16 protein-coding genes and 1 tRNA gene are annotated in these 16,067 nt (G+C 73.8%); 8 read left to right on the top strand and 9 right to left on the bottom strand.

The features are described 5' to 3' along the window. Together GT045_RS39915 and GT045_RS21175 are read right to left on the bottom strand one after the other, a co-directional pair. Positions 1 to 1,650, bottom strand: a 1,650-nt coding sequence (locus GT045_RS39915; RefSeq protein WP_237538610.1) for a serine/threonine-protein kinase, incomplete at its 3' end; no start/stop codon positions are given. Between the two features lie 144 nt (positions 1,651 to 1,794). Further along, a complete protein-coding gene (locus GT045_RS21175; protein WP_161287197.1) occupies positions 1,795 to 2,343 on the bottom strand; it encodes a DNA-binding protein in 549 nt (182 codons plus the stop codon). A 182-nt stretch (positions 2,344 to 2,525) separates the two neighbouring features. Here GT045_RS21175 and GT045_RS21170 point away from each other — a divergent pair. Both GT045_RS21170 and GT045_RS21165 read left to right on the top strand, forming a co-directional pair. Further along, positions 2,526 to 2,598, top strand: a tRNA-Ala gene (locus GT045_RS21170). 207 nt (positions 2,599 to 2,805) lie between these two features. After that, the gene (locus GT045_RS21165) at positions 2,806 to 3,324 is read left to right on the top strand and encodes a flavin reductase family protein (protein ID WP_161287196.1); all 519 of its coding nucleotides are present in this window, start codon (positions 2,806 to 2,808) and stop codon (positions 3,322 to 3,324) included. 11 nt (positions 3,325 to 3,335) lie between these two features. Here GT045_RS21165 and GT045_RS21160 read toward each other — a convergent pair whose 3' ends face one another. The 7 genes from GT045_RS21160 to GT045_RS21130 all read right to left on the bottom strand — a co-directional run bounded on the left by GT045_RS21160 (position 3,336) and on the right by GT045_RS21130 (position 9,578). Continuing rightward, a complete protein-coding gene (locus GT045_RS21160) occupies positions 3,336 to 4,286 on the bottom strand; it encodes an MBL fold metallo-hydrolase (RefSeq protein ID WP_237538611.1) in 951 nt (316 codons plus the stop codon). 43 nt (positions 4,287 to 4,329) lie between these two features. Beyond that, a complete protein-coding gene (locus GT045_RS40495; protein WP_161334508.1) occupies positions 4,330 to 5,037 on the bottom strand; it encodes a 4'-phosphopantetheinyl transferase superfamily protein in 708 nt (235 codons plus the stop codon). Between the two features lie 7 nt (positions 5,038 to 5,044). Then, positions 5,045 to 5,473, bottom strand: coding sequence for a nuclear transport factor 2 family protein (locus tag GT045_RS21150; protein WP_161287193.1), 429 nt, complete (start codon positions 5,471 to 5,473; stop codon positions 5,045 to 5,047). Between the two features lie 269 nt (positions 5,474 to 5,742). Further along, complete coding sequence (locus tag GT045_RS21145) at positions 5,743 to 6,711, bottom strand: aromatase/cyclase (RefSeq protein ID WP_161287192.1); 969 nt, start codon at positions 6,709 to 6,711, stop codon at positions 5,743 to 5,745. Positions 6,712 to 6,797: 86 nt separating this feature from the next. Beyond that, the gene (locus GT045_RS21140) at positions 6,798 to 7,055 is read right to left on the bottom strand and encodes an acyl carrier protein (RefSeq protein ID WP_161287191.1); all 258 of its coding nucleotides are present in this window, start codon (positions 7,053 to 7,055) and stop codon (positions 6,798 to 6,800) included. A gap of 22 nt (positions 7,056 to 7,077) precedes the next feature. Beyond that, positions 7,078 to 8,316, bottom strand: coding sequence for a ketosynthase chain-length factor (locus GT045_RS21135; RefSeq protein WP_161287190.1), 1,239 nt, complete (start codon positions 8,314 to 8,316; stop codon positions 7,078 to 7,080). Further along, positions 8,313 to 9,578 carry a beta-ketoacyl-[acyl-carrier-protein] synthase family protein gene (locus GT045_RS21130; RefSeq protein ID WP_161287189.1) on the bottom strand — a complete coding sequence of 422 codons (1,266 nt, stop codon included), beginning with the start codon at positions 9,576 to 9,578 and terminating at the stop codon, positions 8,313 to 8,315. Before GT045_RS21130 ends, GT045_RS21135 begins: the two co-directional genes overlap by 4 nt. A gap of 289 nt (positions 9,579 to 9,867) precedes the next feature. Here GT045_RS21130 and GT045_RS21125 point away from each other — a divergent pair, with 289 nt between their 5' ends. From GT045_RS21125 to GT045_RS21100, 6 genes are all read left to right on the top strand, one after another. Beyond that, entirely contained in the window at positions 9,868 to 10,686 is an 819-nt protein-coding gene (locus GT045_RS21125; RefSeq protein WP_161334509.1) for an SDR family NAD(P)-dependent oxidoreductase, read from the top strand. Beyond that, entirely contained in the window at positions 10,686 to 11,435 is a 750-nt protein-coding gene (locus GT045_RS21120) for an SDR family oxidoreductase (RefSeq protein ID WP_161287187.1), read from the top strand. The genes GT045_RS21125 and GT045_RS21120 overlap by 1 nt, the downstream gene beginning before the upstream one ends. A gap of 66 nt (positions 11,436 to 11,501) precedes the next feature. Continuing rightward, positions 11,502 to 12,533: an LLM class flavin-dependent oxidoreductase gene (locus GT045_RS21115; RefSeq protein ID WP_161287186.1), complete on the top strand. Its 1,032-nt coding sequence runs from the start codon at positions 11,502 to 11,504 to the stop codon at positions 12,531 to 12,533. A 224-nt stretch (positions 12,534 to 12,757) separates the two neighbouring features. Further along, positions 12,758 to 13,579, top strand: a complete 822-nt coding sequence (locus GT045_RS21110) for a DUF6081 family protein (RefSeq protein WP_161287185.1) — start codon at positions 12,758 to 12,760, stop codon at positions 13,577 to 13,579. Next, the gene (locus GT045_RS21105) at positions 13,579 to 14,910 is read left to right on the top strand and encodes an NDP-hexose 2,3-dehydratase family protein (protein ID WP_161335103.1); all 1,332 of its coding nucleotides are present in this window, start codon (positions 13,579 to 13,581) and stop codon (positions 14,908 to 14,910) included. The genes GT045_RS21110 and GT045_RS21105 overlap by 1 nt, the downstream gene beginning before the upstream one ends. Further along, the gene (locus GT045_RS21100) at positions 14,907 to 15,938 is read left to right on the top strand and encodes a Gfo/Idh/MocA family oxidoreductase (RefSeq protein WP_161335102.1); all 1,032 of its coding nucleotides are present in this window, start codon (positions 14,907 to 14,909) and stop codon (positions 15,936 to 15,938) included. The genes GT045_RS21105 and GT045_RS21100 overlap by 4 nt, the downstream gene beginning before the upstream one ends. The last annotated feature ends 129 nt before the right edge of the window (positions 15,939 to 16,067 follow it).

The raw sequence follows: 16,067 nt of genomic DNA, 5'->3' as shown, positions 1-16,067 counted from the left end.
GGCCGGGGCGGGGGCCGTGTGCGCCGTCGGCGAGGGAGGCGGTGCGAGCGGGGTCGGTGCCGACGGGGGCAGCGTGAGCGGGGGTGACGGATGGGGAGCCGCCTGTGGGTCGCGGGCGGTGTAGGCGGCGGTGGTGGTGGTGTCGGCGGGCGGCCCCGGCGTGGGGGCGTGCCATGTGGGGTGGTGCGGGGGCGAGTGCGGGGACACGTGTGGCACCGCGGGCTGTACCGGAGGCGGTACCCGGGCCGGGTCGGCTACCGGCGGGTGCTGCGGCGGCGGCAGCCGGAAACTACCCGTGTCCGACACGGACCCGGTGTGCGTGGGCGTGTCCGGTTCCGTACCGGCGCCTGTACCCCCGGCACCCGTACCCGTACCAGCAGCGGGCCCGGTACCGGCACCCGTACCCGCGTCGGCATGTGCGCCGGGACCGGCCCCCGTACCGTTCTCCGCGCCGGGACCGGCCTCCGAGCCCGGTCCCGAGCCGGTTCCGGCACCCGGGTACCAGGCCGCCCCCGACCCGGCTCCCGCCCCAGGGTCCTGGCGCGCCCCCGACCCGGCTCCCGCCCCAGGGTCCTGGCGCGCCCCCGACTCGGCCCCTGCCCCCGACTCGGCCCCTGCCCCCGGCCCGGTCCCTGCCCCCGGCCCGGTCTCAGCCCCCAGCCCGGTCCGCGCTCCCGGCCCGGTCCCCGTCCGCGGATCCCGGGGCTTTCGCAGCGTCGTCGACGACGTCGTGCCCGGGATGAGGTCCAAGGAGACGCCGGACGCCTGCCGGAGGGGGCCGTCCGGGGCGAATCCGGGGGGCAGTGGGCCGAGTTGGTCGAAGACCTCGATGAGGTCGTCCTCCGGGCCCGGTGCCGGCAGGAGTTCCGCGGCGCCGGCGAGGGCCTTGCGCGCTCCCGTGGCGGTGCGGAAGCGGTCCGCGGGGTCGGGCTGGAGCAGCGAGGCGACGATCTGCCAGAGCGGTTCCGGAATGCCCGTGGGCGGGCCGGGCGTCCCGTGTTCCAGGAAGTGCCGGACGATCGCCTTGGCGTCGGGCCGGGCACCTTCGAGGAGGTACAGGGCGACCAGGCCGACGGCGAACAGGTCGGCGGGGAAGTCGGGTTCGGCGCCCAGCATCTGCTCGGGGGCGAGGTAACCGGGCGTGCCGACCACGAGGTTGGTCTCCGTCAGCCGGGGCTCGCCGAGCCGCATGGCGATGCCGAAGTCGGACAGCCGCAGTCGCGGCCGGCCCGTACCGGTCGCTTCGAGGAGCACGTTGGCGGGCTTGACGTCCCGGTGCACGACGTCCTCCGCGTGGACGGCGGCTAGCCCGGACAGCAACTGGTCGAGCAGGGTGCACACGAAGGCCGGCGGGAGGGGGCCGTAGTCGCCGACCAGGTGGACCAGCGAGCCGCCGGCGACGAGGTCCATGGTGAACAGGACCTTGTCGTCGTCGGCGGCCCAGCTGGCCGGGGCGAGGACGTGCGGGTGGTCGATGCGCATCCCCTGCTCCCGGACGAAGCGGAGCAGGGAGTGCGCGTCCCGCTGCTGGAGGACCTTGGCGGCCACGTAACGCCGTCGGCGGTGGTCCCAGGCACGCCATACGGCGCCCACGCCCCCGCGTCCGATCGGGTCGGCCAGCTCGTACCGGCCGGCGAAGACCTCACCCATGGCAGCCGCCGCTCCTCCCACTGGCCCCGTGGAGCCCCCCGGGCCCCTTGCCCCCCTCGGCTCCCTCGCTCCCCTCCCTACCCAGGGGACGAGCGGTACGACCCGGCCGGCCCGGCTCCCCCCGTGGAGACAGGCCCCCGGGGGTCAGTTCTGGTGGGACTGGTAGTGCGCGACGGCGTCGGAGGTGCGGCCGGCGCCGTAGACGCGGAGGAACTCCGCGAGTTCGGGATGGCTCGGAGCGAGGGAGTCAGCGGCATCGATGATGTCACCCGCGGCGGCCACCGAGCGGAGCAGTGACTGGATCTCGCGGACCACGCGCTTCACCGTGGGCGCACCGGAACTGCTCGTGGTCTGGGTGGTGTTGTTGAGCACGGAGCCCCCCTGGGACTTCTTGATCTCGTCCATCCGCTCGGTCGCCTCGGCGGCGCTGACGCTGCCGTCCGCGACCTGGGCCGCCAGCTCCTGGAGCAGCTGCACCCGCTGGACCACCGCCGGATTGCCGATCTTCGCGCGCTGGCCGCTCATCAGCTGCGAGAGCATCGGGGCCGACAGGCCGAGGACCGCCGCGAGCCGCGCCTGGTTCAGCCCGAGATCGTCTATGAGCTTACGGAAGAGCGCCCCCAACGGCTCCCCGTACCAGTTCCGCTGCAGCTCCCGCGCTCTGGCGGTGGCTTCCTGCTGTGCGGCATCCATTGCGTCTCCCCATCGCTTCCCCTGAAAACCGCGGTTCGCTGTAGCGAACCACGTCGAGCATCTTACGGAGAGTGGTCATTCGCGGGGACCCCCAATCTTTTTGCGAGATACGGGGGGTGACCCGGTACTCTGGTCTGCGGCACCCGCCGGAACCCACTCGGTCCGGCCGGGAGCTGTTTTCCGGGGCCTTAGCTCAGTTGGTAGAGCGCCGTCTTTGCATGGCGGATGTCAGGGGTTCGACTCCCCTAGGCTCCACAGATCAAATGCCCTCTGAACTGCGAAAAGCAGTGTCGGAGGGCATTTTTCGTGCCCCTCTGCGGGTGCTCCCGTGATCGCCGCGGAAGTCCGGTGCCCGGGCTCCAGCGGGAGTCCAGGTGACCTCCAGAGAACCCGGCGACGCTGTCCAGCGTGGCCGGGGTCCGCCCGGCGCTGCGAACGTGCGATGTGACGGCGGTGAGGGGCATGGCTTTGGGGCCTGAGGCATTCCGCGAGTTCTTCGGATCCGTACCGACGGCCGTCGCGGTGGTGACCACGGTGGGCCCGGACGGCAGACCGCTCGGCTTCACGTGCAACGCGTTCTGCGCGGTGTCCCTGGACCCGGCGCTGCTGCTGGTGTCGGTGGACGAGGGCTCGCGCACGCTGCCCGCGGTGCTCGGCTCGGAGGTCTTCGCGCTGCACCTGCTGTCCGCCGAGGGGGGCGAGGAACTCGCCCGGACCTTCGCGGGGCGCTCCGACTGGAAGTTCGAGGGAGTGGCGTGGCGGCGCGGCGAGACGGTGCCCGACTGCCCCGTGCTCCTCGACGGTGTGCTCGGTCACGCCGAGTGCACCCTGGAGCGGAGTATCCCGGCCGGCGACCACCGGCTGCTCGTCGGGCGGATGGAGCAGGTCCGGATGCGCGAGGAGGCCCGCCCGCTGCTGTACCGGCGGGGGGCCTTCGCCGCGTGGGACGCGGCGCCCGCAGAGATCGCCGCGCGCCCGTGAGCGCCCGGCGCTCAGGCGTGGCAGGCGGGAAGTCCGCCGTGGTACTCGACCATGCGGCGGAACAGCTCGCTCATGTCCACACGGGAGCCGCGGGGCTCGCCCTGTTCCTCGGCGTACGCCCGGAAGAGGTTGGGGACGAGCCGCTCGCCGTCCAGCCACCGCCCGTACCGGCCGAGGTCGGTGCGGCGGGCCAGGGCGACCGGGTCGAGCCCCTCGGCGAGTCCCTGTTTCGCGAGGTCCTGGAGCAGGCGCAGGTATCCCGCGGTCTCGTCGAACACCCCTGGTCCCGCGACCGCCCCGTGGCCGGTGACGACCACCTCGGGCGCGAGGGCGCGCATCGTGTCCAGCGCCTCCAGGGTGCCGGCGACCGAGCCCATGGGGCAGAACGGGGTCACACCGTTCATCACCAGGTCGCCGGTGAACAGGACCCGCTCGGCGGGCAGCCAGACCACCGTGTCGTTGCTGGTGTGGGCCGGCCCCAGGTGCAGCAGTTCGGCGGTCTTGTCGCCGATGTGCAGGGTGAGCCGGTCGCGGAAGGTCAGGGCGGGCGGGACGAGTTCGAGGTCGCCCCACTCCACGTCGGGCCACAGCCCCGTCAGGTGCAGGCCGGCTTCGGCCAGCTCCGTGCGCAGGCGCTCGTGGCCGACGACCACGGCCTCGGGGAAGACGAAGTTGCCGAAGGTGTGGTCGCCGTGGAAGTGGGTGTTGACCAGGACCTGCGGTGCGCTCGGGGCGACAGAGAGCACCGCCGCGCGCAGCGCCCGGGCGCGCGCCTCGGTGGCCGCGGTGTCCACGAGGGCCGCGCGGTCACCCGAGACGATCAGGCCGGCGTTGTTCAGGCACCAGCCGCCGTCGGGCTGTATGTAGGCGAACACGCCGTCGGCGACCTCCGCCAGCTCCGGCCTGCCGTCCCCCGGTCCCCCGGCCGTACGGGCAGTCACTCCGGCAGTCGGTCCGGACATGTGGGCCTCCTCTTCGACATCATGGATCTGGTTCATCGTCGGCTCAGCGACTGGAGCCCGGCTCGAACTCCACCGGCTCCCGGCTCGGACGTACCGCGACCACACTGACCAGCACCCCGCCCAGCACGTGCGTGGCCGTGGTGAGGCGGCCGGTCAGCGGGGTGCCCGCCGCGTCCCGCGGGACCGGCCGGCCCGCCGGGTCGGCGGCGTCCAGGCCGAAGGTGCGGGGCGGGTGGCGCAGTCCCGTGCCCAGCGCTTTGGTGTAGGCCTCCTTGAGGGTCCACAAGCGCAGGAGCTCCGCGTCGCGCGCGGCTCCGCGCAGCCCCCGTGCGTCCAGTCCGGCGCGCTCGTGGGGGGTGCACATCCGGTGCTCCAGGACGGACATGGGGCGGCCCTCGTGTTCCGCGTCGACTCCGACACGGCCGCCGCGGAGGACCGCGACGGCCAGCAGGGACCCGGTGTGGCTGAGGCTGAAGTCCAGCTCCGGCAGGCCGGGGGCGTACGGGCGGCCCAGAGCGGTGCGGGCCAGGCGGACCCGGTCGGGATCGCGGTCGCAGAGCGCGCCGAGGGTGGTGCGGAGCAGCAGCCGGGAGGCCCGGAAACGCCGGCGCATCCGGTCGTCGCGGAACGCCTCGAGACGCTCCGCGTCATCGGGGTGCCCGGGGCGCCGGGCCGCCCGCGCCGCCCATTCCCCGACGGTGCCGTGGACGAGCAGCGGGCGGCCGGGGGCGAGCGCGGGCGGGGTCGGCACGGGCGGCTCAGGCCAGCTGGTCGTGGGTGACCAGGCGGGAGCGGGTGTGCACGCCCTCCTCGGTCACGACCAGGACGTCGTGCACCACACAGCTCGGCGCGATCTCCGGCTTCCCGCCGGGACGGACCGTGACGACCAGGGCGTACACCGTGGAGCGCAGCGAGCCGTCGGCCTGCGGCTCCAGGGCGATGTGGTTGAACCAGTGGCGGCGCTGCACCGGGTCGCCCTCGAAGCGCTCGTGGAACCGCTCCAGTTCCGCGACGATCCCGGCGCGGCCCACGGCCGGCTCGGCGGCGGGGGAGTGCTGGAAGGTGCCGTCCTCGGTGAAGGTGGCGGCGTACTCGGTGAAGCGGCCCCCGTCCAGGGCCTGCATCTGGTGGGCGTAGAAGTGCTGGACCTGGGCGTAGACGTCGGTACGGACTGCGGTGGCGGTCACCGGTTCCTCCAGAGCGCGAGATGGTCGATGCCGCCACCTTCGCCGGGCGGGCTCGAAGGGGCCTCCACTACGGCTTGAGCCCGGCCGACGAGGCCCGGGACGAGACCCCGAGGCACCGGTGCGCTGTCCGAGGCACCGGTGCTGTTCGGGGCGCGCGGCTCGGGTTCGGGTGTGGCGCACCGGTACGCCGGCCGAGGCGGAGGCGGAACCCGGCTTTCCCGTGCGGCGGCCGTGCGGCGGCCGGGCGGCGGGAGGCCGGGCCCGAGGTGTCAGCGGCCCTGGACGCCGGGGGCCGCTTCGGTGGCGTGCCGGAGGGTGGCCAGGCTGTTGCGGCCGAGCGCGTCGCGGAGGTAGGCGCGGGCGTCGGCGAGAGTGGCGTCCGGGCCGAGGACCTCGGTGATGCCGCCCGGGTCGACGGCGACCGTGTGGCGGGCGGTCGCCACCGGTCCCTCGGGGGTCTGCGTGAACGTCCACTCGCCGCTGTGCCCGGACAGCAGCCGCGGGGTGCGCTGCTGCTTGTACGCGATCCACTCGGGCGCCCGGCAGATCCGGGCCGAGCGCGTGGTGTGGGCGGAGCCGTCCGCCGTCACGGTGTCCATCTCCAGCCACTGCACGCCCGGCTCCGGCTCGGTCAGCTCGACCCGGGCCACGTGCGGCAGCAGGTCGGCCCAGCGGTCGGCGCGCTCGATGAAGGTGTAGGCGTCGAGGGCCGCGCCCGCGCCCTGGAGCGGGATCGTGTCGGTGAACGAGAAGACCAGGTCGTCCACGGCGTGGCCGGTCTCCGCGAGGGCGGCGAGGGCACCGAGTTCGCGGGCACTGTTGCGGTCGAGGGCCTCCTCCACGCGGGACACCGCCACGGGGTCGTCGTCCACGACGGTGAACCGGTGACGCAGAACGATCTCGGTGCCGCCGTCGTCCAGCCGCCGGAACAGCCACCCGCCGGACATGGACGTCACGGGCGGCCGGCTGTGCTCCTGGCGGAAGGACACGTAGAGCCGACGCGGATCGAGCACCCGGCGCGAACGCCAGTGCGCGACCTCGCCGTTCACCTCGGCCCAGATCTCGAACCGCTCGGTCCGTCCTTCCCGGGCGAGGTGGCGCACGTGCACGGTCGGCTCGAACACGGCGGGCCACCGCGTCACGTCGGCGACCAGCGCGTACAGCGCCTCGGCCGGTGCGGCGACCGTCACGGTGTGCTCACTGCGGTGAACGGTGGGGAAGGCGGCGGTCTGGGCCATGGGACGTACTCCTTCGGCGGGTTCGGGCACAGGCGGGCGCGGGGGCACGCACCGGAGTGCGTGCCCCCGCGGCGTGGTGACGGCCGTCAGGCGGCTTCGGCCACCGTGGCGTTGACGAGGTCCAGCAGCAGGCGGGGGGTGAGTTCCTCGTTGACGTCGTCGTCCGAGAGCGAGACGCCGAACTCGCGTTCGATGCGGGAGGCGCTCTCCATGAGGGCGAGGGAGTCGTAGCCGAGGTCCTCGAAGGTGACGTCGAGGATGTCGCCGGAGAGGTCGACGCTGTCGTCCTCCCCCGCGCAGGCGACGAGGATGGTGCGCAGGGCGTCGAGGGTCAGCTGGGCCATTTCCGTGTCTCCTTGGACGAGGTCAGGGGCGGGGGGTGGTGAGGACGACGGCCGAGTTGAAGCCGTGCCGGCCGCGGGCGAGCACCAGGGCGGTGTCCAGGGCGGCCGTTCGGGGTTCACCGGTCACCAGGTCGATGCCGTACGTGTCGGGCACCCGGGCGGTCCGGCCGCTCGCCGGGATGACCTGGTCGCGCAGGGCGAGCAGGGCCGCCGCGACGTCGACGGGGCCGCCGCCGGCACACAGCCGTCCGGTGAGGGCCTTGGGCGCGGTGACCGGGACGCCGCGCGGGCCGAAGAGCCGGACGAGCGCATCGGCCTCGGCCCGGTCGAGCTCCGGGACGCCCGCGCCGTCGGCGAACACCACGGAGACGTCGGAGGGCGTCAGACCCGCTTCGGCGAGGGCGAGGTGGGCGGCGCGGCCCAGAGCCGGCGGGCGCCCGGTACCGGGTGCCGGGTCGAACGTCGCGGCGTAGCCGGCGATCTCGCCGTAGATCCTCTCCGCTCGGCGCTCGCGCGCGGAGTCGGCGTCCTCGACGATGAGGACGGCGCCTCCCTCGCCCGGCACATGGCCGGAGGCATCGGCGTCGAAGGGCAGATACGCGCGCTCCGGGTCGGTGACCGTGGACACCAGGCCGCCGGCGAGCTGCGAGGTGAAGCCCCAGGGGTCGAGCGCGGAGTCCACGCCGCCGCTGAGCACCAGCCGGGTGCCGCGGCGCACCGTGCGCCGGGCGTGCCCGATCGCGTCGAGCCCGCCGGCCTGTTCGCCGACCAGAGCGGCGCTGGGACCGCGCATCGCGTTGCGGATGGAGATCTGGCCGGTGTTGACGGCGTAGAACCACGCGAACGACTCGTACACGCTGACGTACTCGGGGCCCTGGCTCCACAGCTTGTGGAACTCGCGGTGGGTGAAGTCGAAGCCGCCCTGGGCGGTCGAGGTGACGACGCCCAGGTCGTAGTCCTCGAAGCCGGAGTCGGGGCCCACGCCCGCGTCGGCCAGTGCCCAGTCGGCGGCGGTGAGGGCGTACCGGGTGGAGATGTCGGTCTGCGGAAGCAGCCGGCCGGGCAGGTGCTCGGACGCGTCGAAGTCGGTGATCTGCCCGGCCAGCCTGGACGGGTAGCGCGAGGCGTCGAAACGGGACAGTTCGCCGATGCCGTTCTCACCGGTCAGCAGCGACTTCCAGTAGCGCTCGGTGCCGAGGCCGCCGGGTGCGACGACGCTGATGCCGGTGACGACGGCACGTTTGTGGGAACGGCTGCTCACGCGGCCACCTCCGGGCGGTGCAGGACCATGGCGCTCTGGAAACCGCCGAAGCCGCTGCCCACGGTGAGCACCGTGTCGACGCGCTGCTCGCGCGCGGTGAGCGGCACGTAGTCCAGGTCGCACTCGGGATCGGGTGTGTGCAGGTTCGCCGTCGGCGGTACGACGTTGTGCGCGATGGCCAGGACCGACGCGGCGATCTCGATGGAACCGATCGCGCCGAGCGAGTGGCCCACCATCGACTTGATGGAGCTGACCGGCACGGCGTAGGCGTGCTCACCGAGGCTGCGCTTGAACGCGGCCGTCTCGTGGCGGTCGTTCTGCCTGGTGCCGGAGCCGTGCGCGTTGACGTAGTCGACGGCGGTGCGGTCCAGACGGGCCTCGTCGAGGGCGGCCCGGATGGACTCGGCCATCTCGCGGCCGTCCTTCTTCAGACCGGTCATGTGGTAGGCGTTGCAGCGGGTGGCGTAGCCGCCGACCTCGGCGTAGATGTGCGCGCCGCGCCGCTTGGCGGCCTCGTAGTCCTCCAGGACGAACATGGCGGCGCCCTCGGCCAGGACGAAGCCGTTGCGGGTGCCGTCGAAGGGCCTGGACGCGTGTTCCGGGTCGTCGTTGCGGGGCGTCGTCGCCTTGATGGCGTCGAAGCACGCGACCACGATCGGCGATACCGGTGTGTCGGCGGCACCCGCGACCACCACATCGGCACTGCCCTCGCGGATCAGCTGCACCGCGTAGCCCACCGAGTCCAGGCCGGAGGTGCAGCCGTCGGACACCATGGTGACCGGGCCCTCGGCGCCGGCCGCCCAGGCGACCTCGGCGGGCATGACGCCCGGGCTGAGGTAGTCGAACATGTACGGCGACAGGTGCGCCGGGTCCACCAGCCACTCGCGGCCGGCGTCCGACATCACCAGGTACTCGTTCTCCAGGCTGGTCGCCGAGGCGACGGCGCTGCCCAGGGCGACGCCGATCCGCGACGGGTCGAGGGCGCCGGTGTCCAGTCCGCTGTCGGCCATCGCGTCCCGGGTGCAGGCGACGGCGAACTGGGTGGCGCGGTCCATGCGCCGTACCTCCCGCGGCGAGAAGCCCTCGGCGGCGGCGTCGAAGTCGACCTCGCCCGCGATCCGGGAGCGGAAGGGGGAGGCGTCGAAGAAGCTGATGGGCCGGGTGGCCGTGCGGCCGGCGGTGAGCAGGTCCCAGAACTCCTTCGTCCCCGAGCCGCCAGGGGCGCGCACCCCGACCCCGGTGATCACTACGCGCCGGGTCACCGTCGTCCTCCTGTACTGCTGGGCATCGCGTGGGGCTCCTTTCGCCCGCCGTACCTCACTGACACCCCGGCACACTCCCCGGCCCTGCTCGAGAGCGGCTCGCGGACGGATGGGGCGGCCCGGGTGACGAGCGGGGGCCGGTGTGCCGGGGTGCGGTGAGAGCGGGCGGGCCCCGTTCCTCTCCATCCGGTTTCCAGCCCCGCTCGAGCGCGCGCGGCGACGCTCTGGCGGGGCGCGGCAGGACGACGCCCCATCCGGCCCCCACCCCACCCGAGGGAGACGAGCGGTAATGACGACGGCGACAGCGACGGCCACGGCACCTTCCGCCACCGCAGCGAAGCCGGTGGCGCTGGTGACCGGTGCCACCAGCGGCATCGGTCTGGCGATCGCCCGGCGGCTGGCCGCTCTCGGCGCACGCACCTTCCTGTGCGGCCGCGACGAGGAACGGCTCGCCCGGACCATCGAGGAGCTGCGGGCGGAGGGGTACGACGTCGACGGCACCGTGTGCGACGTCGCCGACCAGGCCCAGATCCGCGCCTTCGTGGCCGCGGCGGTGCAGCGGTACGGCACGGTCGACATCCTGGTGAACAACGCCGGCCGCAGCGGCGGCGGCGCCACCGCCGAGATCCCGGACGAACTCTGGCTCGACGTCATCCAGACCAACCTGACCAGTGTCTTCCTCATGACGAAGGAAGTGCTCAACGCCGGCGGCATGCTGGCCAAGAAGCGCGGCCGGATCATCAACATCGCCTCCACCGGGGGAAAGCAGGGCGTCGTGCACGCCGTGCCGTACTCCGCGTCCAAGCACGGTGTCGTCGGCCTGACCAAGGCGCTCGGCCTGGAGCTGGCCCGTACCGGCATCACGGTGAACGCGGTGTGCCCCGGCTTCGTCGAGACCCCGATGGCCGAGCGGGTGCGCGAGCACTACGCGGGCATCTGGCAGGTGTCCGAGGAGGAGACCTTCGACCGCATCACCAACCGGGTGCCGCTCGGGAGGTACGTGGAGACCCGCGAGGTCGCCGCGATGGTCGAGTACCTCGTCGCGGACGACGCCGCGGCGGTCACCGCGCAGGCGCTGAACGTCTGCGGCGGACTGGGCAACTACTGATGGCCGCCGAAGCGCCGCAGGCGCCCGTCGCGCTGGTCACCGGATCCTCCTCCGGCATCGGGCAGACCGTCGCCCGGCGGCTGGCCGCCGACGGCTACCGCGTGGTCGTCAACTCGGCCCGCTCCGTGGAGGACGGCGAGAAGACGGCCGCCGCGCTGCCCGACGCCCTCTACGTCCGGGCCGACGTCTCCGACGAGGCGGAGGCCCGCCGTCTGGTGGACACCGCCGTCGGGCACTACGGCCGGCTGGACGTCCTGGTCAACAACGCCGGGCGGACGCGCGCCATCCCGCACGCCGACCTGGCCGCCGCCACCCCCGAGGTGTGGCGGGAGATCCTCGGCCTGAACGTGATCGGTACCTGGCAGACGACCGTCGCCGCGATGCCGCACCTCTCCCGGTCGGGAAGCGGCGCCGTGGTCAACGTGTCCTCGATCGCGGGCAGCCGCCCGGCCGGCAGCTCCATCCCGTACGCGGTGAGCAAGGCGGCCATCGAGCACATGACCCGGCTCCTGGCCCGCACGGTGGGACCGGCCGTCCGGGTCAACGCGGTCGCACCGGGGCTGATCGAGACGCCGTGGACGCAGAACAGCGACTTCTTCGCGCCGATCGCCGAGCACGTGCGGCAGACCACGCCGCTGCGCCGGACGGGCCTGCCGGAGGACGTCGCGGACGCCGTGCTCGGGCTGGTCCGGGCCACGTACACCACCGGGCAGGTACTGCTGGTGGACGGTGGCGCCCACCTCCTGTGAGTCCGGCCGTCGGCCGTCCCGCGTCCTCACACCCCCTTTCACCCACCTGTCCCGAGGAGTCAGACCGTGCGGCTCGCCGTGAACCTCGTCCACCAAGGCGCCGGTGAACTCGCCCGCGCCGCCGAGCGGCTGGGGTATGCCGCCGTCCTCGCCCCGGAGGGCTACCGGTCCGACGCGGCGAGTGTCCTCGGCCTCGTGGCGGGGACGACCGAACGCATCGCGCTGATCTCGGGCGTGATGCAGATACCCGGCCGCCCGCCCGCCATGGCCGCGCTGACCGCCGCCACGCTCGACTCCCTGAGCGGCGGCCGGTTCCGGCTCGGCCTCGGGGTGTCCAACCCCGACGTGTCCGTGGGCTGGTACGGCGTGCCGTTCACCCGGCCGCTGGACCGGACACGGGAGTACGTCGACATCGTCCGGCGCGCCCTCGAGGGCGGTCCAGTCACCCACCAGGGCACCCACTTCGAGGTCGGAGGCCCCGCGCCGCTGCACCTGCTGACCGAGCGGCGCCCCGGCCGGCTGCCGGTGCTTCTCGCGGCGGTCGGCCCGCGCAACCTGCGGCTCGCGGGTGAGATAGCGGACGGCTGGCTCGGTGTCTTCACCTCGCCGGAGGCCGTGGACCGGTCCGTCGCCGAGATCCGCAAGGGCCGCGGCACCGGCGACCTCGAGGGCTTCGAAGTGCTGCCCAGCCTGCCCACGGCCGTCGCGGACACCGCGGAGACGGCGGCGGACATGCTGCGTGGCCAGTACGTGTACCTGATGGGCATCGGAGACCCGGACCGCAACTTCTACTGCCAGATGGCGCGATCGATGGGGTACGAGGCCGAGACGGCCGCCTTCCTGGACCGGCTCGGCGCGGGAGACCGCGCGGGCGCCGGAGCCGCACTGCCCCTCGGCTTCATCGACCGGACGGCGCTGATCGGACCGGTCGATCGGATCGCGGACAGGATGCGGGACTACGCCGACGTGGGGGTGACCACGCTCGGGATCATGGTCTCGGCCGCCGCGACCGGTCTGCAGGGGCGGCTGGCCATCGTCGAGGCGGCGGCCCGTGCCCTGGAGCGCTCCGGAACCGCCACCCCCGCCCCCGCCGCCTGACCGCGCCGGACCCTTCTTCGGTTCCTCGCGGACCATCACCCGGCGCGCTTGCCGCCTGCCGGGGCCGGCCCCGGTGTGCCGTCGCCGGGGCCGGTCCGGCCGTTCCGGTGTGACGGACCGGTCTCGCCCTGTTTCACGTGAAACATCGCCCGTCCCGGCCGCCCCCGTCACCCGTCCGCCTCGCCCCTCACCGGCCAGAGAGCCCGGAGAGTATGGAGAACGCCATGACGCTCCTCTTCCACGACGACTTCGCCGAAGGGCTGCGGGTGCGCGACCCGCGGAAGCGGCCCGACGGCCCCTGGTCGCTGCGGCCCGCGGGCCCGCTCACGGCCGGGGACGGCATCGCCCGAGCGACGGCCGCCGGCCTGGTGGTGCAGCCCACCGGTACCGATCCCGACACCGGACACCCGGCCTTCGTGGTGCCGCCCGAGGGTGAGGCGGTCGACCACCTCCGGTGGGCCGCCTTCGGTCCGGCATGCGCCACCGGCGGAGCGACGCTGACCGTCTCGGCGACCCTGTCGGCGCAAGTGCTGGGTGTCGTGAGGGACGAGTCGGCGGACGAGGACATACGCGACGGCGCGAGCACGCTCGTCGTACTCGACCGCGACGCCGGGCTGATCATGAACTTCGCCCTCACCGAGACACGGGTCTGGGCACTGTACGGCCGGGTGCCCGCACCGGACGGCACGCGGGGCGGGTTCTCGTACAGCGTGCCGCTCGCCTCGCGCGGGTCGTCGGACCGCCACCACTGCGCCCTGGCGGTGGACTCGGCGGCGGGCACAGCCCGCTGGCTGCTGGACGGCGACGAGGTGTTCGCCGTCGAGCGGCTGGGACACGGCCTGCCCGAGCCGGTGCGTGCGGTCTCCTGGACGCCGGGGCCGCTCCCGGCCGTGCGGCCTGCGTCCCTCACGCCCGGTCTCGCCCTCATCGCGGACTCCCCCCACGGCCAGGGCGCACAGCTGACCGTCGCCGATCTCTCCGTCACGCGGTCCGGTCCGTCCGGCGGGCGGTCCGGCCCTCCCGTCCGCCAGGGGGTGGCGGGCTGATGCGGGTCGAGAACGCGGCCGAGTTCCACACCTGGTTCGCCGGGCGGGGCGCGGCCCACCACTACCGCGTCACACCGGCGCCGCTGCACGGTCTGGAGGGGTGGCACACCGACCCGCTGAGCGGCGACGTCCGCCACCGCAGCGGCCGTTTCTTCTCCGTCGAGGGCCTGCGGTACGGTCGGCCGGATCCGGACGGCCCGTCGTGGACCCAGCCGATCATCCGGCAGCCGGAGACGGGTGTCCTGGGAGTGCTGATCAAGCGGTTCGACGGGGTGCCGCACCTGTTGATGCAGGCCAAGATGGAACCGGGCAACATCAACACGCTGCAGCTCTCGCCGACGGTGCAGGCCACGTTCAGCAACTACACGCGGGTGCACCGGGGTTCGGCGGTGCGCTACGTCGAGCACTTCCTCCGGCCGGGGGCCGGGGATCAGGTCCACTACGACGCCCTGCAGAGCGAGCAGGGCTCGTGGTTCCTCGGCAAGCGCAACCGCAACATCGTGGTGGAGACGACCGAGGACGTCCCCGTCCACGAGGACTTCTGCTGGGTGCCGCGCCCGGTGATGGCCGAGCTGCTGCGGGTGGACAACCTCGTCAACATGGACTCGCGCACCGTGCTGGCCGGTCTGCCGGACGAGCCCAGCGAAGGGGCCGTGCCGGGCCGGACGGCGGAGAAACCGCTGCACGACACGGCGGCGCTGCTGCACTGGTTCACGGAGGCCAAGGTGCGCCACCGGCCGGAGCGCACGACGATCCCGCTGAGCCGGGTCGCCGGCTGGCGCCGCGACGCCGAACGGGATGAGATCGTCCACGAGTCGGGCCGGTACTTCCGCATCATCGGCGTCGACGTCGAGGCCGACAGCCGCGAGGTGACCTCGTGGTCGCAGCCGATGCTGGCACCGGTCGGCCGCGGAGTGGTCGCCTTCGTGAGCAAGGAGATCCACGGGGAGCGGCATCTGCTGGTCCAGGCGCGCGCCGAGGCGGGGACCTTCGACGCCGTCGAGCTGGGACCCACCGTGCAGTGCAACCCGGGCAACCTGGCCGACGACGCGCCCCGGCCGCCCTTCCTGGAGGCCGTCCTGACCGCACGGCCGGAGCGGGTGCTCTTCGACGCGGTCCACTCCGAGGAGGGCGGCCGGTTCTACCACGCGGAGAACCGCTACCTCGTCCTGGAGGGGAACGAGATGTCCGTCGACGTGCCGGAGGACTACATCTGGATGACGGTGGGGCAGCTCACCCGCGCCGGCCGGCTCGGCAACCTCGTCGACGTGGAGGCGCGGACCCTGCTGGCGTGCGTCCGCACCCTGCCCGGCCACGGAGCAGCCGGATGAGCCCGGGGCCCACCGGTCCGACGGGCCCTGGACCCACCCCGCCGCCGGGGATCCTGCGTGTCGGGGTGGTGGGCTGTGCCGACATCGCGCTGCGCCGGATGCTGCCCGCGTTCGCCGCTTCCCCGCACACCGAGCCGACGGCTGTCGCCAGCCGTGGCGTCCACAAGGCCCGGGCCGTCGCCGAGAGGTACGGCTGCGCGGCCGTCGAGGGGTACGACGCGCTCATCGAACGTCCCGACGTGGACGCCGTGTACGTGCCGCTGCCGATCGCCCTGCACGCGCGCTGGACCGAACGCGCGCTGCGTGCGGGCAAGCACGTCCTCGCCGAGAAGCCGTTGACCGCGCGGACCGCCGACACCGCACGCCTGCTCGGCCTCGCCCGCGAGCGCGGCCTCGTCCTCGCCGAGAACTACCTGTTCGTCCACCACGGCGCGTACACCGCCGTGCGGGAGCTGGTGGCCGCCGGTGCGATCGGTGACCCCCGGGCGCTCAGCGCCTCGTTCACGATCCCGCCGCGTCCCGCGGACGACATCCGCTACCGCGCGGACCTCGACGGCGGCGCGCTCCTCGACATCGGCGTGTACCCGCTGCGGCTGGCGTCCCTGCTGCTCGGCCCCGGGCTTCGGGTGCAGGGCGCCGTCCTGCGCCACGACACCGCACGCGGGGTCGACCTCGGGGGCAGCGCCCTGCTCGGCGACCCCGTCACCGGGGTGAGCGCCCAGCTGGTCTTCGGTATGGAGCACGCCTACACGGCGGGCTGGCGGCTTCTCGGCAGCGAGGGCAGCATCGCCCTCGACCGGGCGTACTCGCCTCCGGCCGGACACCGCCCGATCCTGCGGATAGAGCGCGCGGACGGCTCCGAGGAGCGGGTCCTTCCCGCTCACGACCAGGCGGCCGCCGCCGTCGCCGCCTTCGCCGAGGCCGTGCGCGGAGCCGGCCGGGGGGACGCGGTCGACACCGCCCCCGTGCTCCGCCAGGCCGAGCTGGTGGACGCCGTCCGACGGGCGGCTCACCTCGTGCGGATCTGAGGGGCGTCGAGCACGGGCCCGTCCGGGCCGTCCGGGCTCCGTGCGCACCACGCCCGACGCCTGCCCATGACGGCGTCCGGCCGCCACGGGCAGGCGGGTCCGCCATGGGGCACCCCGGCGGGCTCCCCG

Origin of the sequence: Streptomyces sp. SID486 (assembly GCF_009865385.1) — a bacterium.
Lineage (GTDB): Bacteria > Actinomycetota > Actinomycetes > Streptomycetales > Streptomycetaceae > Streptomyces.
Note: the sequence above shows the minus strand (reverse complement) of the source record. Positions and strands in the feature narration are given on the sequence as shown.